The organism is Pseudoalteromonas luteoviolacea H33-S (assembly GCF_001625695.1).
Lineage (GTDB): Bacteria > Pseudomonadota > Gammaproteobacteria > Enterobacterales > Alteromonadaceae > Pseudoalteromonas > Pseudoalteromonas luteoviolacea_B.
Genome location: NZ_AUXY01000080.1, coordinates 90,727 through 117,156 on the forward strand (window position 1 = coordinate 90,727; position 26,430 = coordinate 117,156).

Below are 26,430 nucleotides of genomic sequence, written 5' to 3' on the forward strand. Positions count from 1 at the left end.
GCTTTCTGGTTGATTCCAATTAACGTCTACGTCTTCTTAGCAACGCCAATGGTAGGCTTAGCAATGCTAATAAGCCAAATGAACCTGAATCTCCATCTTGGTCATCATCATCGTCGCCTCTCACATCGATAATATTAACCGTTACCTCTGTGTATTCTGATACATTACCAAACGAATCTTGTGCTCTTACACCAAACCGGGTCACACTTTGAAACTCAAAGTCCAGTTCGCCTTGAACCACAACATCGCCATTGCTGGCAATACTGAAAGGCGCATTACCTATCACCATAAACGATTCAACAGGAGAAACATCTGAGTCAGGATCAGAGAACTCTAATCGACCAATAATTGTTCCTAAAGCAGCATTCTCTAGAGCTTCGAAAGTTTGACCACTCGGAATCATTGGTGATCTATCAGGTAGCTGATCATCTTCTGGGTCATCAATTACATCAACCTTAACCTCGACAAAATCTGATTCGTTACCCATTGTATCCACTGCTTTTACACCAAATACAAATGATTGACTTACTTCAAAGTCAATTTCACCAGTAACTTTAATCTCACCATTAGATGCAATTTCAAACGGCACATTACCGAGAATAACAAAAGAGTCAACAGGCGACTCATCTGCATCTGGATCTTCAAATTCAAGCGTACCTATAACAGTATCTAACGGTGAGTTTTCCATCACCTCAAAGTGCTGCTCTTCAATGACAACAGGTTCAACATCATCGTCACCCAATTCATCCAACACCTCAACTGTGACTTCGGTGTATTCTGAATAATTGCCCAACGAGTCCATAGCGCGAACAAAGAAGTTATATTCGCTTTGCATTTCATAGTCTAATTCTGTCGTAACAAACAGCTCACCCGTAGGCTCAATTATAAATGGCACTTCATCAAGGATCATAAAACTTTCAACTGGTGAAATATCCGGATCAGGGTCACTGAACATCAGCATACCTATTGACGTTCCAGACTCATTGTTTTCCATTACTTCAAATGACTGGCCGGACTCAATAACAGGCCCTCTGTCAGGTGCGACTGAAATACTAATATTGAACTCCTGCTGCGTTTGCAGCTCACCATCACTGACAGTTAATGTCATCAAACTATCAAACTCAGTAAATGGTCTACCAGCAAGAACGCCGTCTATAAAAGACATGCCCGGCACAGAAGGCTCAAGCTGCAGCATTAGGTCATTATTGTCAACATCTTCAACTTTTTCGTTAAAGTCTAACTCCGTTAACTCCCCAATATAGAGTTCAACATCTTCCAAAGGCTCTATGACAGGCGCATCATTCACAGGGTTAACGGATATCGTTACAGCATATTGCCCTTCAGGCAGCGTATCATTTGCGGGCACAGGCTGACTGTTTGCTGTCATGTCCTCGAAGATAAACGAATCTTCACCAGAAAAGTCCTCACTTGGCATATACACTAGATTTGCATAATCTTGTGCCATTACCTGAGCACCTTGTTCGAGCATCTGATCCCCAAGTTTTAAAGCACCACTGTTAGGTAATTGAATAATTTCCACAGAATCAAAAGCATTGTTTAAACTGTCAACAAAAGCAGAACCAACGGAAATCTCAGTGTCTTCATCAGTCGTAAAACTTCTGTCCATTGTGCCCGTATTCATCGCCACTTTATAAGTACTTCGACCGTGAGTAAATGCAAATAGCTCTCTTCCTTTAATCGCAAGCTTAGCAATATTGGTATTGGCAAGGCCGGAGCCATCAGCCATCCAATTTTGCCCACCGTCAACTGACACAAATACACCTAAATCAGTACCAACAAATAACTTCTGCGGGTTTTCAGGGTCAACTGCAATTGTCATGGCTGGTATATCTGGCAGTCCGTTGTCACTTGCTTGCCAAGTTTGACCGCCATCCATTGTTTTCCAAACATGGGTTGCGCCAAAATTAGAGACTGTCGCGTAAATTGTTTGATTGTTGTCTGGGTCAAATGCAATTGAGCTGATTGTTACTCCTTGTGCGAGCGTAGAGCTTACCCAAGTCGAAGATGCTGAAGCTTGATCTGCCTGATAAGAAACATAGACAGTACCATTATCTGTACCCGCCGCGACGGCAGTTTCTGTATTAGGGGCTATTCCAATAGAATATACTGAGCCATCGAGCGCTCCCGAAGCTGCTGACCAATTGTCAGCTTGATCGCTTGTTCTCCAAAGCTGATTGCCCCCAATCCACAACACTTGAGGATTAGATGGCGCCATTTCAAAACGCGTGATGAACGGAAATCCGTTATCTCCAGAAATTCCACTGACCGCACTTGAAAAATTTTCCCCTCCATCAGTCGACTTTCTCAGCGACAAACGGGTAGTCTCTGCAAACATGATATTAGGATTAGTCGGATCTATTGCAGTCCAACCGCCATCACCACCAAGTATCTCGACCCAGCCATTAAATGACCCATCTTCACCCACTAACGTCCCATTATCTTGTGTACCGCCAAAGTAGCTCGTTCCACTTGGCTTAACCGTCCCGTGATAAAACTGTGTGACGGCATAGCCATTATTTAGTGTCGACCAACTAACACGTTGATTAGGATCTGCTGCCGTATTGCCGCACACTTCATCTATGGTTAAACGGCCACCAAGGGAATTATCTGTTCTTTGGATACCACCATCATTGGCTACATATAACGTTGTATTATTTACCCCATCATAATCTGGGTGGAAAACAAATTCGTGATGATCCGCATGAGCATATTGCGGATTTGTTGGGTTAAGCCACCAAATACTCGCAGGTACGAATGTCTGGCCTCCATCATCTGAACGAAATGTATCTATACCCCCAGTCCAAACCACATCCGGGTTTACTGGATCAACCGCTATGATGTTGTCATACCACCCTTGATTAAATGATTGAGCAGTTCCCCCTGTACACAAGTCCAATAGTCCGAAATATGGGTTACTGAGTAGCACACTTGTAAATCTGTCAGCAGTGGCTCTTGTTACAGTGGTTGTCCAATTCACCCCCATATCTGTCGATTTATAAACAGCATCCATTCCATGGTCGTTGCGATTAGCTGCCAAAGCATAAATGATGTTGTTATCTGACGGTGCGACAGCAATGGTTGTTCTACCCTGCTCAGCCCCAGTAATCACTTGAGTCCAATTCTCTGCAGCATCGGCACTTCTGTACACACCACCAGCATTAAATGAACCGCAAGCAGTAAGCAGAATATCTGTATTGGACTGAGATATTAGTTTCAAGTCCGTACAACCTGTTGAAGTTCCTTGAGGAACAAACTTAGTTTCCCAGCTCGCACCTCCATCTGAAGATTTGAGCACACCTGAGCGCGTCGCGACATAAAGTGTATTGGCATTGTTTGGACTAAAAACAATTTTATTTACGTAATGAAAATCGGTGTTGCTTGAGGTGCTAGAAAGTTGCGTCCAAGTAGCACCTGCATCCTCAGATTTGAAAATACCATCACCGCGTAATGCATCAAAGTTGAATAGACCCTCACCTGTTCCCGCATAGATAGTGTTAGCATTATTGGGGTCAAAAGTAAGCGTGGTGACAGCAAGGTTTGTGGCTAAATCACTCAATGGTGTCCATGATGCACCTGCGTCACTCGTTTTCCATACCCCACCTGCAACACCTGCTGTATACATAATATCATGGTCAGTTGGGTGAATAATTAAAGTCCGAGTTCGTCCACCAATATTGCCCGGTCCAAGCTCCTGCCACTGACCTAACTCCTGATTTTGTCCATCCGGTGCATTCAATTGGGGCGAAAAGTCTGCAAGCACACTACTTGAAGATATAGAAAAATGCGTCATTTGCCTGATCTGCTTCAGTGCCGCAGAATACTTTTCGACAGGTAATGACTGCGCGCCTACTGGTAGCCTTTGCTGCACAAAAAACTCTTGCGCTTCTTTTGGCTTGTCATAACGCTTGGGCGATTGCGACTTGGATTGAGCTTTCTTTTCTAGGAATTCAGCTTTACGTTCGTACGGCGTTGAAGTTTGAGATTGTAGTGCTAAGTATGCTGCTCCGCCAAGCGCAATAGCGACAGCAATGCTAACGGGGTGAAGAAGTCTCATTCATTTTTCCCTTTTATTTAATATTTCAAGAGCCTACCTAGGCTTGGAATCGAGACTTCTTAACTATAACTGCATTAATAAGGTAGATTGAGCCGAAGTGAGCTCATTCTAGGTATATATCTGTAATACCGGGCCCCTTAATAAATATACTTAACATCGTTCTTAGATAGGTTTCCGATATGAGTGTAGTAACAAACCACAATTTGACAATAAACTTTTTAACGGTTCATTTATTAAAAGGACTTTGAACATTTGCTCGGAATCGTTCGTTTATTATTGACCAAACAAAAGCTGCCAGAAGCTAGGTGGTTCATGCAGCTTATGGTACTGAGACCTTAAAGAATCGACTTTTTGTAACACTGCACGAGCGTCGTCAAGTTGGCCCCTTTCAGCAAACGCGATGGCTTTTTTAGCCTCAGTAATAGTGAGGTTAAGACCCTCAATAGATTTTTGCTTTTTTTCTTGTTGGAATGGATGCTTTTTAGCTTGCTCAACTAATAAAATGAACTGTGTTAAATGCTTGTGCATCACATCCGCAGATTGCGCTTTTACAGCCAGTTTGTATTCCAGGCCCATTTTTTTCATGAGCTGATTTAAATCACTCGGCTGTGCAAAGGCTGAAAGACTAAAAAACATCAAAATAACAAAAAAAAACTTCATAACACCCCCTTGAAAGTTTGAGCTAGTATATATAAATAAAAGTTGTAAACAAGGCACAATACAAGCAATGAAAACAGCCACTTTAATCTTACAAATACGTCTACTTTTCATTGTCTTAACAAGCTGCTTTTTCAGTTCACCCAGTGACGCATTACAAAAACCAAACGATCGCCCCCTAAGAGTCACATTCGTTAATCCAGGTTCCGGTGGTATCAACCCAACCGGAAACTTTTGGTTAAATGTATCAAAAGTCATGAATGCGGTTGCTCAAGATACCAATATTGACCTAACTGTGATGTACGCTGAGCGCAACCACATTTTGATGAAAGATTTGACTAAACAAGCACTTGAATCGGACGCAGATTACCTCATTTTAGTCGATGAAAAACGCGCTATAACTGAAGTTCTTCTCAATTCATTAAAGCCGCATCCAAATATTCTATTTCTTTTAAACAGTCCAAACCAGCTTGAAATAAACAGACTCAATGCCAAAGGTTTTGGTATTAAAGCCGCCATACTTCCTGACAATTATCAGGCAGGAAAAGAGCTTGCTCGTGAACTTGTGCACACGGTGCAAAAAGAGGCTCAAAACCCTGAATCATATTCAATGCTGGCTTTTCTTGGTGACGTTGTGACAACCGCAGCATTAGAACGAGAGCAAGGGCTACTGAGCTACACTAATCGTTTATCGAATATTAAAGTCATCGACAAAGTTGACGCACATTGGTCTCAGAACCGTGCTCATGAACTAGCAAGAGGTTTGCTAAGACGATATAGGGATGTTGAGTTGATCTGGTGTGCAAATGATGCAATTGCTTTTGGTGTCAATCAAGCCGCTATTGAGCTTGGCATTAGAGACAAAGTCAAAATAGGAGGGATTAATTGGGACAATGGACACGTAGACAAGCTTGATGTCTCGATTGGTGGTCACGTATTTCTTGGCGGGTACCTATTGGTTGAACTTGCAAAATATCAGCAAGGGCTAATCAAATATATTGGTACGCAAAAAGTCGCAATTTTTAGACCATACAACCCTACTTTAGAACCAATTTACAAAGCCATACATGAAAACAACCTAAATCAAATAGATTTTTCACAATTTGTCAATCAAAAGAAAAATTACAATATTATGACTTTGAACAAAGAATTAAATTTTTAACCTGATTAAAACTTAATCACACAATATTTATCTACCATAAAAACATTAAATGAATATGTATTTCATATTAAATTTTTAATGTAAAAATATTTTCCTCCAAGTTTTTAAGCGCATTTTTTGCACTATTGACAGATTTTAAAATACCTGTTTTAGTTAAATTGGTTAACAACATGTAACTTGGACAAACAAAATGAAACATAACATTCTAACAAGCAAAAAACATACTTTACTTGCCCTTGGCGTTGCGTCTGCGCTTGGTGCTGCTTCTGCAACAGCAGCAACATCAGAACGTATGATCGTTACTCTAAAAGAACAATCTACGGCTAACACATTCCCTGTAGCCTTATCAGAAGCAGAATTAACAGACTATAAAGCACAATCGCTCAGTTTGTTTGCAAGCAATATAAACGCGCAAGCGATTAAAACATTACCAAGTATCAATGCAGTAGTAATGGAGCTGACACCTGAGCAATTATCTTCACTTGAAAAAGATGGTAACGTCGTGACTGTCGAAGTGGATCCAAAGCGTTACGTGCCAGAACTTATTGATGGCGAAATCGCACCTTTCGCTGAATCAACACCTTATGGTATTAACATGGTTCAAGCGAAACTGGTTAGCGATGCAGCTGCTGCAAATCGAAAAGTTTGTATCATGGATACAGGTTATATGCGCAGCCACGAAGACTTAGTTAGCGCAGGCGTAACTGGCGATGACGGTTACGGATCAAACGATACTGGTCTTTGGCACAATGACGGTCATGGACATGGCACGCACGTGGCAGGTACAATCGCAGCACTTGGCGGCAACGGTACTGGTGTTGTTGGTGTGAATGCATCTGGTAACCTTAAGCTTCATATCGTAAAAGTATTCAATGACTCAGGTCGTTGGGCTTATGGTTCTGACCTAATTGAAGCTATCAACCAGTGTGAGACAGCTGGTGCGCATATCACTAGCATGAGCTTAGGTGGAAGCGGTAGCTCTACAGCAGAGCGAAATGCTTTCGACCAAAGTTACCAGCGCGGTATGCTGCACATTGCAGCAGCGGGTAATGGTGGCAACAGTGCACTTAGCTACCCAGCATCTTATGACAATGTTGTATCTGTAGCGGCTGTAGATAGCTCTGAAAATAAAGCATCATTCTCACAGTATAACAGCCAAGTTGAAATTGCAGGCCCAGGTGTTGGCGTTAACTCAACATGGAACAACGGTGGTTACAGAAGTATTAGTGGTACATCGATGGCAACGCCACACGTGTCTGGTGTAGCTGCGCTAGTATGGAGTAACTACCCTACTTGTTCAAATGTAGAGATCCGCGCGGCACTTAATGCCAGTGCAAAAGACAAAGGCGCAGCAGGTCGTGATACTTCTTACGGACACGGTATTGTTCAAGCAAAAGCAGCATATGATTACTTAGCTCAAAGCTGTGGTGGCGGTGGTGACCCAGTTCCAGTGGCTAACTTCTCGTTCTCAACAAGTGGTTTAACATCAACATTCACAAACAGCTCTACTGCTGGTACTTACAATTGGACATTTGGCGATGGTAACGGTAGCTCTCAAAGCGCACCAACGCACACATATGCTCAAGCAGGTACATATGATGTAACACTTAAAGTAACCAACTCAGCAGGCGATTTTGATTCGATTGTTAAGCAGGTCACAGTAGAAGATGCGGTAACACCTCCAGGTTGTACTGGCCTTAGCGAGTGGAGCGCGTCTACATTCTATCGTGTCGGTGACCGTGTTTCTTATAAAGGTTATGAGTACAGATCAACTTGGTGGTCACGTGGTGCAGAACCAACAGTATTCACTAACGTATGGAGCAAAGTTGGTAAATGTAACTAACCTGCCAACTGAATAGACGATATTGCACTTGTGCATAAAATAACCCCGACACAGCACCATTGTGTTGGGGTTAATTTTTCCTTAAATAGGTAAACCCCTATTAAACCCGCTCCAATGATGCCAATAGCGCGCTTAAGCGCCTCTAGCATGCCCGGCTGGATTGACTCCAAAGCGATAAATTGAAAAGTCACTGCCAGTGAGAAGCACAGCGCAGCAAAAAACCAAACTGATAAGTACTGTTTTATTTGATCAAAAACTATCACAGGTCTGTACAATGTCGCGTTCAGTGCCAACACAATAAAAGTGACATATACAATATGAAAGTCGACAGGGCTATACATCAAAGCTTGTTTATCAAATACAATGCAAAGACCCCAGCAAATTGAAGTGATAACAATATAGCCACTTCCCGGCTCCTGAATTGTAAAGCGCCCTCCCTGAAGTATAAATGATGCGACAACAAGAATAGAGATAGCTATAAGCTCTAACTGTGTGAGTGCCTCACCGAACCAAAACCAAGCTACTGCACCAGAAATAACCGGTGTTAAGCATAACATTGGGAGCATTACAGCTACTTTGCCGAGTGCTAAAGCACGAATGAAGCACACACTGCCAATGCCAGCTAGTAAACCACTTACCGTTGCAGGCACATAGTAACCTGAAAGTGGTAACTCCCTACTCACAACAAGCCAATATACTAAATAAACAGGTAAGACAATGGCACTGAAAATCACGGACATTAAGGGCGCGGAAAAATGCGCTGACAATCGTTTACGCGTGTAATCAAACCCAACCCAACTCAGTGCGCTCAATAATGCAAATTCCATATTTATTTCTCAGTTTGCCTCAAAGCAATTGCCGTTTGCTTTTTCATATAATCATTAATTTTATGGTGTTCTGGCCGCCAGCCTTGCAAAAATCGGTGAAAATCAGCCCAAATAAAACACCAACTTTCCTGCCATTGTTGCTGTAAATCACAGAAACTAATCGCAGAGCATTTATGCACAAGAGCTTGTTGTAGTCGAGAGAAATAATAGGCTAACAAATCATTGCACTCTGTTTCTAGCTGTGCGTTATTCAACACAGTCGTGAAAAGTAACATCACATCGCTGAGGCCGTTACCTAAGCCAACATGTTGAAAGTCATAACCAATAACTCGGTTGTCATCAAAAGCAAAGTTTGCCAATTTAGCATCACCATGAATAAGGGTATGATATCGAATACGCTTCAATGTTTTGTCAATTTTATGAGCCGATTCTTTCAAAGCTGAGTTAGGCATTTTTTGATATTCATCAGGGCGTGTATCTAAATGCCAATAGTTTCCATAGCCAAAAGTTTCAAACTCATCATTGTCTGTATCTTCTGTCAGCCAATTAGCATGAAATGTCGCTAGCCAATCCAAAACCCTTTTAATATGCACAGTAGACACTGAACTCTTGTTTTGAAAACCTAATGGCTCAAAGTCCTCAAGCAGGGTAATAAATTTACCATTAATTTCATGAAGCTCAATCGCTTGCGGTAACAAGCATAAGTCTCGTAAACATAATGCATAATGCCTGTAAAAATGTTGCTCTTTTACATAACTTTTTATTTTTCTTTGCAGAGAAAATGAAGTTTGTTGAATATTGACATGCTGTAAGTCGTCAGGTACCTGACTAATCTTGATCGCATATTTGCGAGTTCCTATTTGGCATTTTTCTAACGTGCCACAGCCATTCCACAGCGTTTGAGGTGTTTGATTTTGTCGATGTTTTAAATGAAGATATTGACTATAAAGAGATGACTGCATAAAAAAATACTCGCTTTTTTGTGCAGTTTATATGAAACGCCCAATTATAGAAATAATTGGGCGTATGGTTTTTTAGCTCGAGGCTTTATTGATTTACAGCCGCTTTTAGTTCCTCTGTGGTATTTTTTTCCTCAACCAAGTTCAAGTCAAAGTCAAACTCATCAACACGAATTGCTTTTTCACGCTTACGGTTGTAATCAACTAGCTGTACATATTCTTGCTCATTTACGATACTGGCAACAAAGGCATTATTTAATGTATCGCTAAATGTAACGCCAGCTTTGATCTCTCTCTTTTTCAGTGCTTTCTTCACTTTTGCCAGCGAGTCTAAACATGCCATTTTGGCTTTATAGGCCTGCTCATTGATATCATGACCATCACCCGGTGTTGGCTTCACTAAATGAGTCAGCTGTTGCTTAAACAAAGTATCTAGCTGTGATGCTTTAGCAAGTTCTCTGACCAAGTCATCATTTATTTGTGGCATACGATGCGAAAAGTTCATTGTCGCCACACGCATAAAGCGTCTTGCTGCGGTATTTGGAAAGTTATCCAAAAACTTATGTAATGCTTTTTCCGCTTCAACAAGTGCATAACGCGTCGCGTAATGGAAATAAGGCGCAGCTTGCGCTCTATCTTGCTCTGACACTTTTTGCTCGTAATACCTAATAGATGCCATAGCTGCGTATACAAAGCTCATTACATCACCAAGCCTCGCAGACAATAACTCGGCTTGCTTAAGTTTGCCACCCAGTACAAGTAGTGAAAAATCAGCGTATACAGCTAGCTTTGACGCTAATTGCTGTGCAGCTTTCTCATACTGCACCACTTCTGGTAAGCGTGAAGATCCAGTGGCTAAAAACGGAAATGCACCTAGCTTAAACGCACGTAAACCATTGCCAATACTGTATCCGACCGTTTTTCTTAGGATCTTATTGAACTCTTTGTCAGCATTTGGCTGCTCGCTGTGAATTGATTCAACCATCGATTGCAAATAAGGGTGACAACGCATGACACCTTGCCCAAATATCATCAAGTTACGTGTTAGAATATTTGCACCTTCTACAGTGATAGCTATCGGCTGTGCTACATAACCGCTCGCTAAGGTGTTTTGTGGTCCAGTTTGAATTGCTTTGCCAGCTAATATATCCATTGCTGAATCAAGTACATCTCGACCAAGCTCCGTCATGTGATATTTCGCAATTGCTGTCACAACTGACGGCTTCAACCCCATGCCAAGACCTTCGGTTGTTAATACTCGCATAGATTCTTGCAAATATGCTTTACCCGCGATATCAGCAAGCTTTTCTTGAATACCTTCAAATTGACCGATTGCTAGACCAAATTGCTCGCGCACTGCAGCATATTCAGATGCAGATTTTAGTGCAACTTGGCTCGTTGAAACACCTAAAGCTGGTAGTGAAATGCCTCGGCCAGCGCCTAAACAGCTCACGAGCATTTGCCAACCGCGACCAATATTTTTTTGACCGCCGATAATAAAGTCCATTGGGATAAATACCTTATTACCGCGCGTTGTACCATTGTAAAAACGAATACCCATTGGATCGTGGCGATTGCCCAGCTCGACACCCGGGTGAGATTTAGGAATAAGCGCGCATGTGATCCCTAAAGACTCTTTACCACCTAACAACCCGTTCGGATCGAATACTTTAAATGCTAAGCCAAGTACAGTCGCAATCGGTGCAAGCGTGATGTAACGCTTATCCCATGTAACTTCTAGACCAAGTACTTCTTTGCCTTCAAACATACCCTTAGTGACAATACCCTGATCTGGAATACCACCAGCATCAGAACCCGCCTCTGGGCTTGTCAGCGCAAAACAAGGGATATCACGTCCATTAGCAAGTCGAGGTAAATAATGCGCCTGCTGCTCAGCCGTACCATAGTGAAGTAATAATTCACCTGGGCCCAATGAATTTGGCACCATTACAGTCACTGCCACTGCCGACGATTTTGTAGCAATCGTGCCAACAATCGTTGAGTTTGCATACGGGCTAAATTCTAAACCGCCGTACTGCTTAGGAATGATAAGAGAAAAGAATCGTTCTTTTTTCAAAAATTCTAAAATATGCTCAGGTAAGTGTTTTGAGTTTTGAATATGATTTTCATCGATCATTGCCATCAACTCATTCACAGGGCCATCTAAAAATGCCTGTTCTTCAGCCGATAGCTTTGCTTCTGTTACTGAGCGTAAAGCTGAAAAATCTGGCTTTCCTTGATAGATAGAGCCTTCTAACCAAACATCTCCTGCATCCAGGGCTTCTTGTTCGGTAACAGAAATGCTAGGTAAAATTTTTCTTAGTTGTGTTCTTAAACTCATAATAAACTCATCCGACCAGATAGATATACCTACATTACGGCATAAAAATCAATTTAGATCAATTGCTCGAATGAAATAATTAACTAATTTTTTACTGTAAATTGCTTTTTAGAGGAAAAACTTTCTGATAATTAGTGGCTTACACGTGTACGCTGAATTTATATTATTTTTGCATGAATAGGCATAAAATTGATATGGAGAATTATATATCTCAAAAAACTGCATAATTTGCGCGGGTAATAGCCATAAGTGATTGCGGGCAAATCGAAATTTCCAACCCACGCCGACCACCACTGACGTAAATTTCATCATAATCTAGTGCAGTTTTATGCACGATCACAGGAATGTTTTTTTTGTGAGCGAAAGGGCTTATCCCGCCAAGTAAGTACCCTGTTGCACTTTGTGCTCGATTTTTTTCAGCCATATGTGCTTTTTTTCCCGAAACCGACTTTGCAAATAACTTTAAATCTACCTGCTGGCAAGCTGGGGTGACGCCGATAAATAATGTTCCATCCACATCAATCACTAAGGTTTTAAATACTTTTTTCTCGTCCAGTTTAAGTTTAGTCGCAGCTTCTTGAGCATAGTTAGGTATAGTGGGGTCATGTTTAAATTTTAATACATCGAATTTAACTTTATTTTTTTTAAGTAAGTTTATAGCAGGTGTCATTATAAGTCCTTATTTATTAATGAGTTAAAAATTAAAACCATATCGAGATACGCACAGCTTTTCAATTGTGCACGACAAAGCATATTCGTAAGTAATTTACATTGGTAAGTCCCCTTTAAATTATACTAAATTACGCTCGACATTATGATAATGTCGACTAAAGTAGTATGTATCAGCTTACTGAGTTGTGATTGCGCATTCATTGGCAATCGACGTTAAGCCCTAATTATTTTTACCTAGTGTAGATTGTTGTATGTATACAAGTCTTTCAAGCATAGTCGGTATCACTTTAACTGTTTTAACCGCAGTAGTGTTTTTAAGTAACGAATATAATGCATGGGCAAACAAACTAGCTTGTGATCAAAAGTGTGAAATTTTAGGGTGCAATTCTGGAACACTGATTTCAGGAGAAAACCGACAGGATCTAGTGTGTCGGTGCAACGATGATATGGATTATCTCGTAATATTAGACTGAGAGTAAAACGGCGCCAAAGGCGCCGTTTTGATTCGATTCATTACCAACTACTTGGTTAAGTCATCAAAAAACTTTTTCACACCATCAAAGAAGCCCTGTGCTTTAGGACGATTTTTACTGGTATCACCACTCATGCTCTCTTCAAGTTCTTTAAGTAGTTCTTTCTGACGCTCGTTTAAGTTAACTGGCGTTTCAATAACTACTTTACAGATTAAATCACCTACTGAACCACTACGAACAGACTTAACGCCTTTACCGCGCATGCGGAACATCTTTCCAGTTTGGCTTTCTGAAGGGATCTTCAGGTTAGCTCTACCATCAAGTGTCGGCACTTCAATTTCGCCGCCTAACGCTGCGGTTGTGAAGCTAATTGGTACTTCGCAGTACAAGTTATTGCCGTCACGAACAAAAATCGGATGTTCACGAACGCTAACCTGAACGTATAGGTCACCAGCTGGCGCGCCGTGCATACCCGCTTCACCTTCACCAGAAAGTCGAATTCGGTCACCCGTATCAACACCCGCAGGAATTTTAACTGATAGCGTCTTGGTTTTCTCTACGCGACCTTGACCATGACAGCTATCACACGGATCTGAGATAACTTGTCCAGTACCTTGACACGTAGGACAAGTCTGTTGAACCGCAAAGAAACCTTGGCGCATTTGCACTTGACCTGCACCATGACAGGTAGAACATGTTTTTGGCTTTGAGCCAGCTTTTGCACCACTGCCATCACATGGTTTACAACTTACCCATGTAGGCACTTTTATTTCAACGTCTTTGCCCTTTACTGCTTCTTCCAAGCTTAAGTCTAAGCTGTAACGAAGGTCGGCACCACGTTGCTGTCTTGATTGACGACGACCACCGCCGCCACCAAAAATATCACCGAATACGTCCCCGAAGATATCGCCAAAGTCGGCTCCACCACCGAACCCGCCATGGCCTCCACCACCGTTTTGTTCAAACGCTGCATGGCCGTATTGATCATACATCTGGCGTTTCTGACTATCCGTTAGGACCTCGTACGCTTCTTTTACTTCTTTGAACTTAGCTTCTAAAGCTTCATCACCCGCAGTACGATCTGGGTGATACTTCATTGCTAGGCGCTTATAGGCCTTTTTAATATCACGTTCACCGGCGTCTTTTGAAACACCTAATACTTCGTAATAATCACGTTTGGACATAGTTATCACACTACTCTTACAAGACAACTCTCCGACCAATATGATCGGTAGTGAGCCAAAATTTAAAAACACGAAGGGCGCGTCTAGCGAAGTCGCCGCGCGCCCTTAACAGTCAACAATTACTTGTTGTCTTTAACTTCTTCAAACTCAGCATCAACAACATCGTCGTCTGCTTTCGCAGAACCTTGTTGTGCGCCAGCGCCAGCGTCAGCACCAGGGCCTGCTTGCTGTGCTTGTGCATTTGCTTGAGCGATTTCCATTAACTTTTGAGATTTCTCTGCAAGAGCTTGAGTTTTTGCATCGATGTCTTCTTTGCTGTCGCCTTTGATAGCTGCTTCAAGCTCAGTTAAAGCACCTTCAATTGCAGTCTTATCTTCAGCTGGAAGTGCATCACCTGCTTCTTCAACTTGCTTGCGAGTAGCATGGACTAAAGCGTCAGCTTGGTTACGTGCACCCACTAACTCTTCGAACTTCTTATCTTCTTCAGCGTTTGCTTCAGCATCACGTACCATTTTCTCTACTTCATCATCGCTTAGACCTGAAGAAGCTTGGATAGTGATCTTTTGCTCTTTACCAGTATCTTTATCTTTAGCAGATACATGTAAGATACCGTCAGCATCAACGTCAAAAGTAACTTCGATTTGCGGTGCACCACGTTGCGCTGGGCGAATACCTTCAAGGTTGAACTGACCAAGAGACTTGTTATCAGTTGAACGCTTACGTTCACCTTGTAAAACGTGAATTGTTACTGCTGACTGGTTATCTTCAGCTGTCGAGAATACCTGTGACTTCTTCGTTGGAATAGTCGTGTTTTTCTCGATTAGCGCAGTCATTACTTGACCCATAGTCTCTATACCTAGAGATAGTGGGATAACGTCAAGTAGAAGAACGTCTTTTACGTCACCAGAAAGAACACCACCTTGAACCGCTGCACCAAGTGCAACTGCTTCATCAGGGTTTACATCTTTACGCGCTTCTTTACCGAAGAACTCAGCAACTTTTGACTGAACTAGTGGCATACGTGTTTGACCACCAACAAGGATGATGTCATTTACGTCGCTTACAGAAAGATCTGCATCTGCTAGTGCACGCTTAAGCGGCTCGATAGACTGAGTGACTAAGTCTTCAACTAGAGATTCAAGCTTCGCACGCGTTAGTTTAACGTTCATGTGCTTAGGACCAGTTGCATCTGCTGTCACATAAGGAAGGTTAACTTCAGTTTGCTGTGCAGATGAAAGCTCAATCTTAGCCTTTTCAGCAGCTTCTTTAACACGCTGCATTGCAAGAGGGTCAACTTTAAGGTCGATGCCCTGCTCTTTCTTAAACTCTTCAACAAGATAGTTGATAACACGGTTATCAAAATCTTCACCACCAAGGTGCGTATCACCGTTTGTTGCAAGTACTTCAAACGTGTGCTCACCGTCTACTTCGTCAATCTCGATGATTGAGATGTCGAATGTACCACCACCAAGGTCGTATACCGCTACAACATTGTCGCCTTGCTTTTTGTCCATACCGTAAGCTAGTGCAGCAGCAGTTGGCTCGTTGATGATACGCTTAACATCAAGACCCGCAATACGACCAGCATCTTTAGTTGCTTGACGCTGTGAATCGTTGAAGTATGCAGGTACTGTGATAACAGCTTCTGTTACTTCTTCACCTAAATAGTCTTCTGCAGTCTTCTTCATTTTCTTAAGGACTTCAGCAGAAATCTGCGGCGCTGCGCGCTTTTCACCGCGAACTTCAACCCATGCATCACCGTTGTCAGCTTTAACAATGTTGAAAGGCATGATGCTGATGTCACGTTGTACTTCTTCATCTTCAAAGCGACGACCAATTAGTCGCTTGATTGCATATAGCGTATTTGTAGGGTTAGTAACTGCCTGACGCTTTGCCGGTTGACCTACTAGTGTTTCACCGTCTTCTGTAAATGCAATAATCGACGGGGTTGTACGATCGCCTTCAGCGTTTTCAATAACGCGCGTGTTCTCACCATCTAATACTGCTACACAAGAGTTAGTAGTACCTAAATCGATTCCAATAATTTTACCCATGTGAATCTTCTCCGACCTCAAAAAATTCGTTGTTCTGTTAGATGACTTGATTAATAGGGGCGGCAAATTCTAATTCAACCTTAAACAAGAAAAAAATTTCATTTTTTTTCAAATTTTTTTATTTTTGGGATGAATAGAGTAAAAAGCAGACAAAAATTCTGTATTTATTAGATTAGTGTTTATATTCTAAACTAAAATAACGAAACGTGGATTTACTATGGATTTTGAAACTATCATTTCTTCTTTAGATCTCAACGAACAACCAAGTACGGTAAGTGTGGCATCAACATGGAGTCAAGGTCGAACAGTCTTTGGCGGGCTAAGTGCGGCATTAATGCTCAAGCACATGTTGAATCGACTAAATGACAAAAACAGGAAGCTACGTTCATTTAATTGTAATTTCGTCGCCCCTTTAATCGCAACAGAGCCTTTCACTATTACTACTACTATTTTGAGGCAAGGTAAAAGAGTCACTCAGTTAGAGTCCCGTATAGAACAAAAAAACTCTGTGTGCTTAGTCTCATTAGCATGCTTTGGAGGTCAATGCCCATCTAATATTCAAGTAGAGCCACAAAGCAAACCACGTATTCTCAATCCAGATATAAAAAGTGCTAACACAATTCAATATTTAGAAGGTGCATTTCCAGCTTTTATCCAACATGTAGATTTGAATATTCAAGCTGGTGATATGCCTTTTAGTGGTTCTGAATATAACGAGCTTCATGGCTGGATGAAATTTAAACACACAACTCAAATTACATTTCCTGAGTTGTACATATTGGCTTTGGCCGATGCATGGCCACCTACGATCCTTCAACTTTGCAGCAAACCATCTCCTGCCAGTACAGTGTCCTGGTATATAGAATTCCTACAACCTTTAAATATTGACTCACTTGATTGGGTGGGATATGAAGCCATAACACATCAAGCTAAAGACGGATACAGTATTGAAGATGCAAAGATTTTCTCAAAATCTGGAGAACTGCTTGCACTTAGCCACCAAACGGTGGCCGTATTTGATAGTTGATATTCTTGAGTTGCTGGAACACAATAGAGTATAAATTTCTTTTAAGTGTTGCTTATCGTGATAACTGCTTGCCAACATTGTGATTATTTAGTGTCTATCGCACATATGGACAAGCACCAGAGAGCCATATGTCCGCACTGTGGTAACACCTTGGCCAACTGTAAAATTGACTATAACCAAAGTATCAATGCGTTTGGCTTATCCTCAATTTTATTCCTTCTAGTTAGCTTACATCCTCACTTTATTTCGTATGCGCAGCACGGCCTCAAACAATCCATCAGTTTAATTGAAGCAATATCATTGCTTGGGACAAATTTTAGCGCACTACTTGCTGGCTTACTTGCATTCACCATCTTATTAATGCCCTTGGCTGCACTTATACTAATTATGTTGGCGCACTCCCCCTTTTGGCGTCACCTTAACCCTATTAATGCTCGGATAATAGTTAGATCACTAATGGTGCTGAAGCCGCTCAACTTAGCAGATATATTTTTGGTGGCAGTCTTGATTAGTGCATTCAAATTGACAGAATTTGCAGAAATTGAGGTTGGCCTAGGGTTTTGGTCATATATCTTATTTGTTCTGTGCTTCATAGAGACACTTTCGCTACTTAGTAAAGAGCAGTTATGGGAACGAGAGCAAATTACTTATTGCCCTGATGAAAAAACCTGTGCACCCCGAGCGCTTCAACAATCATTGAAAAAGTGCCACGTCTGCGGACAACTCAGTAAAGAAACCCGTTGTCCAAGGTGTACGACTAAGCTTAAGTTTCGTAAAGCAAATTCGCTTGAAAAAAGCGCAGCTTGGATGATTACTGCAATGGTGCTTTTGGTACCCGCACTGGCACTGCCTATCATGGACACGATTAATTTAGGCCTTCACACCAAGGCTACAATTTATAGTGGTGTTGAAGTTATGTGGCATGCAGGTTCCTACCCTGTTGCCATTCTCATTTTTGTAGCAAGTATTTGTATTCCCATAATTAAAGGTGTTGCCCTCTTTTACTTAATTTATCAAGTAAAACGCTGCACTAAGCCAAAGCTCGCCAGCAAACTTTATCGTGCCCTTGAGTTTATGGGGAAATGGTCAATGATAGACGTCTTCGTCGTGATATTACTGGTTTCACTTGTGCAACTTGGTACTGTTTTAAGTGTTGAACCTCAATCAGGTATTGTGTTTTTCACAGCTATGGTATTATGCCAAATAATATCAGTGAACCATTTCGACCCTCGGCTACTTTGGGATAATTTAAATAAAAATGAATGAACAAGCTTATATCGAGTCTAAACCAAAGTTTTCTGTTATTTGGATAGTGCCTGTTATCGCAATTGTGATCACAGGTTGGATGTTATACCAACATCAATCAAATAAAGGACACACCATTTTTTTAAAAATGGATAACGCTGATGGCATCATCGCGGGTAAAACCGAAATTAAAGTAAGAAGCGTTCAAGTTGGGTTAGTCGAATCTCTAAAGCTACAAATAGAGCAAAACGCTGTAATTGCTACAATACGAATTTTCAAAGATTACGACACACTTTTAACTAAGGACGCCAAGTTTTGGACTGTGAAGCCTCGTGTTGATGAATCTGGTATTTCTGGCCTCAATACACTTCTCTCTGGTGCATATATTGAACTTTTGCCAGGTGAAAGTAACGAACAAGCCTCTTTATTTACTATGCAAAATCAACCAGCCTTGATTGCACCTGATATTGAGGGCCTAAGGTATAGCCTAAAGGCGGCTAATGCAGAAGTTTTAGACGTTGGAACAGGTATTTTCTTCAGAAATTATAAAATTGGTCAAGTTGAGACTGCAAGTTTTAACGAGAAAACCTTGGAAATGGATTACGGTATTTTCATTAATTCTCCGTATAACGAGCTGATATCAAAGAATGCTATATTTTGGGTGAACTCTGGCATCGAGGTTGATTTGTCAACTGAGGGCATAAGAGTATCTACAGGTTCGCTATCAAAGTTAATTAAAGGAGGAATTTCTGTTGATTATCCGCCTAATACCGAAGCTGATGGAATAGCAGAACAAAACACACAGTATAAGCTACATAAGAACTTTGCCGTGGCGCTAGAAAGACGATTTGATTTGTTTGATTTATATCTCATTGAGTTTGAGCAATCTATTAAGGGATTAAAGCCAGGCGCGCCAGTAGAGTACAGAGGGATGCGAATTGGTACGGTTGAGCAGGTCCCAGCACACATTGTCCGCAATGGGCAACCTTTGTACTTTCAACAAGATAACACTTCGATACCAGTCTTAATCAAAGTCGAATATGGCAGGATCTACGATGTTGATGAGCAAGCGAAATTGTATTGGCAAAGTAACATTGAGAAATGGATTAGAAATGGACTTAGAGCCTCATTAAAAAGTGGTAATTTGTTAACGGGTGCGGTATATATAGAGTTAGACTTCTACAGCGCAGCAAAGCCGGACACCATTGCAAAACACTCTGTGTACCCAGTTTTACCAAGTGTACCAAGTGGGTTTACGGCGCTCTCAGAACAAGTTATCGCGCTGCTTAATAAGCTAAATAAATTACCTTTAGACGATACATTAAGCGAAGCAAACAAAACATTAGTTGCTTACAAACAGCTTGGAAACGAGACAAAGCAACTAATAGAAAATTTAAACAACAAAAAAGTACCGGAAAAAGTGGATAAGAACCTAACTCAATTACAAGGCACGTTAACCCAATTGACTTCCAGCTTGAAGCAATTTGAAAAAACATTATCAACTTACCAACAAGGTTCGGGTGTTATGGAACAACTGACCGACACACTCAGTGAACTTGAAAGCTTGTCAAATACACTAAAACCTGTCACGAAGGGCCTCAATGAGCAACCAAACATGCTTATTTTTGACAAAGACGCATCTGAAGACCCAACGCCAAGGAAACGATGATGAAAATCCCAATTTATCTTGGTTTAATCTCGTTATTATTAATCGGTTGCAGTAGCAATCAAAATACGCATAAGTACTACAAATTTTCAGATCAAAATTTGGAAGTGCCTTCAGCACAAAAAGCGACAACCGCTCACCTTTATTTAGAAGATGTGTCCATTCTGGGCGTATCAAACCAACAAGCCTTTGTCCAATACACTAAACCAAATACTGTGAATATCGCACGCTTTCACTTTTGGGCAGAGCACCCTGAAAACATGCTAACACAGTTAACACAAAGCTATTTCCACACATTAGGGCTTACTGTCGTGCCCAGAGCACTCGCAGGAGATGTCGAAAAACCTTTGTTCTCACTCAAATTAGTGTTGAACGAATTCGCAGGCCATTATAATAAAGGTGCTATATTAAGTGGAAATTGGTATTTATATAAACAGGAACAAGGTGAGCTTAAGCTTATTCAAACTCAAAGATTTACATTGAATAGTCAACTGAATAAAGATGGATTTGAAGCTTTGGTATCCGCTCATCAACAGAACTGGATAAAGCTTCTTAATACAATTAATCAAGAAGCCTTATCCATTCTTCTTAAATGAATTTATAAGTGAATAGCCTGTCTATTTTACCAACCTGGCTGTTTATTTCACCACTCAGCTTAAAACCAAGGCTGAGCAACAATTTTTGGCTTTTCAAATTACTGATATCAGTAATTGCGTGTAAGTCACTCAACCGCATATTGTTTTTAGCCATACAGATAAGGCTGTTACAAGCCTCAGATGCAAGCCCTTGCCCTGTATACTGATCTAAAAATGCATATCCCAAATCAGGGCCTTGTAAATAAGCTCTTTGGTAAAACCCTGCGATACCTATTTGCTGTCCTGTCTTCAAATACACAATATATGGGGCAAAGCTTTGAGCTTGATAATGCATTTGAAAAGAACGCTTAATATACTCTTGCGCACTTTTACGATCTCTAACCTGCTTATCACCAATATTATCTATAAAGCTCTTTTGATTGAGGAGCTTTATAATAAAATCAGCGTCATCAGGGGTTGCATGTCTGATTTCACACCTTTGCGTTTGCGCGACTAATTTATTAAGCATATCTACCAACTGTTGTTATATTAAAAAGGCAATGGGATTAGACATTGCCTTTAAGTGATGTAAATAAATTTACTATATATTGCAAATTTATTTATATCTTACCTTTTTGTATAGCTCTTTCATCGAGCTTATTTTTGTTTGGTTAGGTAAATCAGCGAATGCATGATCCTTAAATTTACTGCCTCTCAGCTGAACATTTAGCCGCGGTGCACTTTCATTCATAATCGTCTTTTCAAAATATTCCTTAATGTCATCTTTAGTTACTTCTTCAGCAGCTTGAATTAAGCGCGCTTTTGAATCGAAAGATAGCGTATTTTTGTACCAATCGGTAAAGAAAGGCTCTGCTTCATCCGCAAGGTTTTTGGGCTCTTCTTTTAAATTCGCCAATGTGGACGCTTTAATTTGCGCAAACTCTTCATCCGTTAAGGTTTTTAACTCTTCTGAATACTCAAGCTTGAAAGCATCAAAGCGGGATTGCATTTCTTGTGGACCTTTAACTGGTGTTTGAATAAACAAACCGATTGCAGAATATTCATCAATACTGGTTGAAAAAGCGCCCACAGCATATGCAAGCTGCTCCTCTGTACGCAGAGTATTAAACGCTTTTTGCCTTAAGTGGTTTTTCAAGATCAAAGCAGTCGCCTTTTGTGCAAATCCTTTAACTGGGTGGACAGACACATCAACTATTGCAACATCCGCTACGTCGACATCTTTTTGTAATACGACATACTCATTTAACTTAGGTTGCCAAAAGCCGGCTCTAACGTACTCAGTTTGTTTAGCCTGTTTACCAAAACTATGTTCAAGACGCGAAACAACCTTCTCAATATCGGCCTTATTGTAATTACCATAGCCAAACACGCGCACTAAATTGTTTTCAAACAAATCTAATTGAGCCTGTTTAAAACTCTCTATCGTGATCCCTTTAGCAGCATCAATAAGTTCTTCGACATCAAAACTGCCCTCACGGGTTAATTGCCTATAGGCATCAAAAGCTTGATAATACGGTATCTGCTTGCCTTTGTTTTTCACTGCTCTTACATACCTGTCAATCGCTTGATCAAGCTGTTTTTGAGTTGGTGAAACCGCAAATTCCTTCAAGGCTTCATCAAGTAACTTCAGCTGTTTATCAGTAAAGCCGGATAAAGATAAAACAAGGCCATTTGAGTTTCTCAGTTTGAGCCCCATGCCAGCTACTTGCGCTTCGGTTATTAATTTAGCTTTTTCAATTTCATAAAGATCTACCCAGATACTGGCAGATACACGCGCAGCAATATTATTGATTGGCAGCTCGCTATTTAAGAAAATTTCAATATTGCCTTTAGGTTGCTCTGCAAAACGCTCACTTGATTTAAGCCAAGCTTGAACTCTGTAGCCTTCATACACCTGCTCCACATTGTTAGTCGCGGCCGTTTTCAAATCAAAATTCTCTGGCAATAGTCGATTTACACTCGGTAAACTGAGGGCAAATTCACTTGGTTTAGACCATGATGCGACTTCACTTTCAGAAATTGCTTCAACTTTGTATTCACCATCATAAAAATGCAATTTACTATCTACAGGTTCATTTTTGCTGATGTACCATACTCGCATAGACTGAGGAGTAAGCTGGTCTAAAACCTGTTTTACCGCTTGGCGATCAAACTTGGCAAAATGATAGTTAGCATTAACAGCATGCGTGAGTGGGTAATCCTGCATATTCGCGGCGAGCGTGCTGACATAAGAGAATTCATCTCTTTTTTCTAAAAATCTAAACTGATTGTCGAGAGATGTTTTGATTTCTTCAAAATATTTACTATCAATGCCCTGCTCTTTAATCAAGTTTATATACTGCATTACAGTCGCAACAATAACCTCTCGTTGCTCCATGCCTTGATCTGTCAGTTCAACTTCAACATTGAGTACGCCATAGTTTCCGTAATGATTAGCTGAAGCATTTGCACTCAAAGAAGCTATCAAACCTTTATCTTTGAGAACCTGCGCTGGGCTGCCTTGCATTTCATTACTCAGTAAGTAACTCACAAAGTAATTTGGTTTAACTGCAAAGTCAGACATATTATTTTCAATAATAAATTCTACGTTAAGTGACTTAACATCTTTATTCGGCCTGTAATGAATACGCTTTGATCCGATTTGGTCAAAGTCTAATTTGGTTGTCACAATAGGCTCAGGGATCTGCTTGTTTTCTATGCCACTAAAATGCGCTCTTGCTTTTTGTTCCATCTCAGCAAGCGGCATATTTGATACCATGGCTAATTTCATGATATTTGAGGAGTAGTACTTGTTATAAAAGGCAACTGTTTCTTCGTGTAAATTGCTGTTTTCTTTATCGCCTAGTGTTTCCAAATTACCAATTAAGAAACGGTTTGCAGGATGCTCCCCCAATAAATCTCTAGCAAGCTTAAACTGACCAAAAAAGTCCATTTCTCGACGCATTGACCACTCGGCATTTACCGCATTCTTTTCTTTCTCAGTATATTCCGGATAGAGTTTTGCAGACTTAAAAAAATCAGAGAATCTATCCAGCGCTTCATCAAAAGCATCATTGTTTATTTTGACCATATAATTAGTTACATCTAGCCAAGTGTAAGCATTGTGAGAACCGCCATTTTTTTGCACAAATGCAGCGTACTCCTCGGGATCTGGGTACTTCTCGGTCCCTAAAAACAACATATGTTCCAAATAATGCGCCATACCCTGTTGTGTCATAGGGTCATGTAATAAACCCACGCCAACACTCAATGCAGCGGCAGACTTTTCAGCACTGGGATCTGAAACAAGTACTACATCAATTCCATTATCGAGAGTAAGTACTTCATACGCCCTGTCGTCATTAGGGCTCACAATTAAATTATCTGCAATAAGTTGACTCGTAGAATTGCCAGGAGTGGTTGAGGAGCAAGCTGTTAAAATACCGAGAGATATAGCACCCAAAGCCAATAATTTTTTCATATACTTTCCATTTCAAGTATGCATTGAATCCGAAACGACACGGCATACTGCATTAAACAATTATTCATATACTGATATTAAAGTTGCATACGCACAAGTACAAGCTCAGAAAAAGTGTAACTGTTTGTTAAACATAGATAAGGCTTTATAAATAACACGTTCACACTAAATATTTAAGCCTACAGCCTGCCCATTTAGCTTTAAAAACAGACAAAAAGGTTAAATTTTATGATTAAAAGTGTTTTTTTTGATTCAAAAACGCTCTAAACTGCCTAAGATCGCACAGTAAGTAAGCTGATGATACAAGGCAAGTAGCATAAAAATAACAGGGGCTAAATTATGATTGAAGAGCAAATTTGCGACTTTGGTATACATGCAGGGGAACCATACAGTAAGTTACCAGCATGCTTTTTAAACTGGATGGTCGAAACTAACCATCAAAAGCAAGCATACGCCAAGAGTGAATTAAATAGACGAGAAGAGGCTGTGATTAGTTCTCGTAAAAACTCCAATTCACCAACTTTGTAATGTCATTTTCGTGTAATTGCTTTAAACTACGCGCATAAATAAGTTCAGATTTTAAAAATAATTTATGCGCATAATTATTTCTTTGTTTTTACTCTCTTTTTTAACTGCTTGCCAGCTAATCGAAACCAAGGCAAATACGCAGTATCTTACCGTTTTACACACCAATGATAATCACGGACGCTTTTGGCACAACGAAAATGGCGAATATGGCATGGCGGCACGTAAAACGCTTATTGATCAGCTTCGTGATAAAGCAGAAGCCAAAGGCCATAGTGTGATACTTTTGTCAGGTGGCGACATTAACACCGGTGTTCCAGAGTCAGACCTTCAAGTTGCAGAACCTGACTTTAAAGGTATGAGTATTATTGGTTACGACGCCATGGCAATCGGTAATCACGAGTTTGACAATCCATTAAGCGTACTAGATAAGCAAATTGCTTGGTCTAACTTTCCAATTTTATCGGCAAATATTATCGATAAAACTACCAATCAACCCGCTTATCAAAGCTATGCCATCATTGAAAAGAATGAACTAAAGATAGCGGTTATCGGCCTAACAACTGTCGACACAGCAAAAATTGCAAACCCAGAATACATTGGTCACTTAAACTTTATTACGCCTGCTGCGGCAGCACAGCCATTAGCAGGTAAAATTAAAGATAAATACAAACCAGATGTCGTCCTTGCTGTAACTCATATGGGCCACTACCATGACGCAAAGCACGGTATTAATGCCCCTGGAGATGTCACGCTTGCCAGAAGTCTTAAACCAAATACGCTCGACATGATCATTGGCGGGCACTCCCAAGAGCCTATATGTGTTGATAAAGATGGCAATCCTGATGCTACTTTCTCTCCTGGTAAAGCTTGCTGGCCAGATCAGCAAAATGGTACTTGGATCATGCAAGCACATGAGTGGGGAAAATACGTTGGTAAAGCCGTCTTTAAAATAGAAAAAGGTAACAAGACGTTATTAAGTTACGAGCTTGTTCCTGTAAATTTAAAAAATGCCAAAGGCAACTTCATCACGACTGAAATAGCAAAAGATCAAGAGCTCTACGAATTCCTTTTACCGTATCAGCAAAAAGGGTCTGAAAAACTCTCAGGCGCAGTAGGCAACATCGATGCTTTCTTAGATGGTCGCAGAGATATTGTTAGATTTGAACAAAGTAAACTTGCAGATTTGATAATCAACGCCCAGGCAGAAGCCGTTGGCGCAGATTTCGGCATTATCAGTGGCGGAGGTATTCGCGCAAGCATTAAAGCAGGCGATATCAATTATAAAGATATTTTAAAGGTTCACCCATTTAAAAATCGTGTCGCCTACATAGATTGGCAAGGCCCTGAGTTATTAGAATACCTAGCCATAGTTGGTAGCTTCCCACCTGATGCTGGTGCTTATCTGCAATACCACAACATTGACTTTGAAATTAATAATTCTAAAGCCGTAATACGCTCAATCAATGGTAAAAAGTTTGATATAAATGGGACATATAGAATGAGTATCAATAGTTATAATGCAGCTGGCGGCGATGGGTACCCTATTTTAACGGAAAAGAAAAATTTTCAAATTACTGACAGTACAGATGCACAAGTACTTCGTGCATATATTGAAAAACACTCACCAATAAAAGTTGAAAACCTTTAAAACTATATCAAAA

The 26,430-nt window shown here is 40.7% G+C and carries 18 protein-coding genes; 8 read left to right on the top strand and 10 right to left on the bottom strand.

Features of this window, described 5'->3' with window-relative positions; all coding sequences use genetic code 11:
* Window positions 1-19: 19 nt before the first annotated feature.
* Together N477_RS15285 and N477_RS15290 are read right to left on the bottom strand one after the other, a co-directional pair.
* A complete protein-coding gene (locus tag N477_RS15285) occupies window positions 20-4,075 on the bottom strand; it encodes a rhombosortase-dependent cadherin domain-containing protein (RefSeq protein ID WP_063363674.1) in 4,056 nt (1,351 codons plus the stop codon).
* Window positions 4,076-4,348: 273 nt separating this feature from the next.
* A complete protein-coding gene (locus N477_RS15290) occupies window positions 4,349-4,735 on the bottom strand; it encodes a cytochrome b562 (protein ID WP_063363673.1) in 387 nt (128 codons plus the stop codon).
* A 67-nt stretch (window positions 4,736-4,802) separates the two neighbouring features.
* On the opposite strand from N477_RS15290, the gene N477_RS15295 reads away from it, so the two are divergent.
* Window positions 4,803-5,894, top strand: coding sequence for an ABC transporter substrate-binding protein (locus N477_RS15295; protein ID WP_063363672.1), 1,092 nt, complete (start codon window positions 4,803-4,805; stop codon window positions 5,892-5,894).
* Window positions 5,895-6,084: 190 nt separating this feature from the next.
* Window positions 6,085-7,737, top strand: a complete 1,653-nt coding sequence (locus N477_RS15300; RefSeq protein ID WP_063363671.1) for a S8 family serine peptidase — start codon at window positions 6,085-6,087, stop codon at window positions 7,735-7,737.
* Here N477_RS15300 and N477_RS15305 read toward each other — a convergent pair.
* From N477_RS15305 to dnaK, 6 genes are all read right to left on the bottom strand, one after another.
* The gene (locus N477_RS15305; RefSeq protein WP_063363670.1) at window positions 7,734-8,564 is read right to left on the bottom strand and encodes an EamA family transporter; all 831 of its coding nucleotides are present in this window, start codon (window positions 8,562-8,564) and stop codon (window positions 7,734-7,736) included. The genes N477_RS15300 and N477_RS15305 overlap by 4 nt on opposite strands.
* A gap of 2 nt (window positions 8,565-8,566) precedes the next feature.
* The gene (locus N477_RS15310) at window positions 8,567-9,526 is read right to left on the bottom strand and encodes a phosphotransferase (RefSeq protein WP_063363669.1); all 960 of its coding nucleotides are present in this window, start codon (window positions 9,524-9,526) and stop codon (window positions 8,567-8,569) included.
* 85 nt (window positions 9,527-9,611) lie between these two features.
* Window positions 9,612-11,864, bottom strand: a complete 2,253-nt coding sequence (locus N477_RS15315; protein WP_063363668.1) for an acyl-CoA dehydrogenase — start codon at window positions 11,862-11,864, stop codon at window positions 9,612-9,614.
* Window positions 11,865-12,075: 211 nt separating this feature from the next.
* On the bottom strand, window positions 12,076-12,534 hold the full coding sequence (ybaK, locus tag N477_RS15320; RefSeq protein ID WP_063363667.1) for a Cys-tRNA(Pro) deacylase: 459 nt from the start codon (window positions 12,532-12,534) through the stop codon (window positions 12,076-12,078).
* Window positions 12,535-13,056: 522 nt separating this feature from the next.
* Complete coding sequence (dnaJ, locus tag N477_RS15325) at window positions 13,057-14,193, bottom strand: molecular chaperone DnaJ (protein ID WP_039610309.1); 1,137 nt, start codon at window positions 14,191-14,193, stop codon at window positions 13,057-13,059.
* 119 nt (window positions 14,194-14,312) lie between these two features.
* Complete coding sequence (gene dnaK / locus N477_RS15330) at window positions 14,313-16,247, bottom strand: molecular chaperone DnaK (RefSeq protein WP_063363666.1); 1,935 nt, start codon at window positions 16,245-16,247, stop codon at window positions 14,313-14,315.
* Window positions 16,248-16,464: 217 nt separating this feature from the next.
* Between dnaK and N477_RS15335 the strand changes: the two genes are divergently transcribed.
* Genes N477_RS15335 through N477_RS15350 form a run of 4 tightly spaced genes read left to right on the top strand, consistent with a single transcriptional unit; the run spans window position 16,465 to window position 20,781 of the window.
* Window positions 16,465-17,274 carry a thioesterase family protein gene (locus N477_RS15335; protein WP_063363665.1) on the top strand — a complete coding sequence of 270 codons (810 nt, stop codon included), beginning with the start codon at window positions 16,465-16,467 and terminating at the stop codon, window positions 17,272-17,274.
* A gap of 57 nt (window positions 17,275-17,331) precedes the next feature.
* Complete coding sequence (locus tag N477_RS15340) at window positions 17,332-18,540, top strand: paraquat-inducible protein A (protein ID WP_063363759.1); 1,209 nt, start codon at window positions 17,332-17,334, stop codon at window positions 18,538-18,540.
* The gene (gene pqiB, locus N477_RS15345) at window positions 18,533-20,188 is read left to right on the top strand and encodes an intermembrane transport protein PqiB (protein WP_063363664.1); all 1,656 of its coding nucleotides are present in this window, start codon (window positions 18,533-18,535) and stop codon (window positions 20,186-20,188) included. The genes N477_RS15340 and pqiB overlap by 8 nt, the downstream gene beginning before the upstream one ends.
* A complete protein-coding gene (locus tag N477_RS15350) occupies window positions 20,185-20,781 on the top strand; it encodes a PqiC family protein (protein WP_081216593.1) in 597 nt (198 codons plus the stop codon). Before pqiB ends, N477_RS15350 begins: the two co-directional genes overlap by 4 nt.
* Here the strand turns inward: N477_RS15350 and N477_RS15355 are convergent.
* On the bottom strand, window positions 20,774-21,289 hold the full coding sequence (locus tag N477_RS15355; RefSeq protein ID WP_063363662.1) for a GNAT family N-acetyltransferase: 516 nt from the start codon (window positions 21,287-21,289) through the stop codon (window positions 20,774-20,776). The two genes, N477_RS15350 and N477_RS15355, sit on opposite strands and share 8 nt — an antisense overlap.
* An 87-nt stretch (window positions 21,290-21,376) precedes the next feature.
* On the bottom strand, window positions 21,377-24,241 hold the full coding sequence (locus tag N477_RS15360) for an insulinase family protein (protein WP_063363661.1): 2,865 nt from the start codon (window positions 24,239-24,241) through the stop codon (window positions 21,377-21,379).
* A gap of 339 nt (window positions 24,242-24,580) precedes the next feature.
* Between N477_RS15360 and N477_RS15365 the strand changes: the two genes are divergently transcribed.
* Both N477_RS15365 and ushA read left to right on the top strand, forming a co-directional pair.
* The gene (locus tag N477_RS15365) at window positions 24,581-24,769 is read left to right on the top strand and encodes a hypothetical protein (protein WP_063363660.1); all 189 of its coding nucleotides are present in this window, start codon (window positions 24,581-24,583) and stop codon (window positions 24,767-24,769) included.
* Between the two features lie 64 nt (window positions 24,770-24,833).
* Window positions 24,834-26,417, top strand: a complete 1,584-nt coding sequence (gene ushA, locus N477_RS15370) for a bifunctional UDP-sugar hydrolase/5'-nucleotidase UshA (RefSeq protein WP_063363659.1) — start codon at window positions 24,834-24,836, stop codon at window positions 26,415-26,417.
* Window positions 26,418-26,430 lie beyond the last annotated feature (13 nt).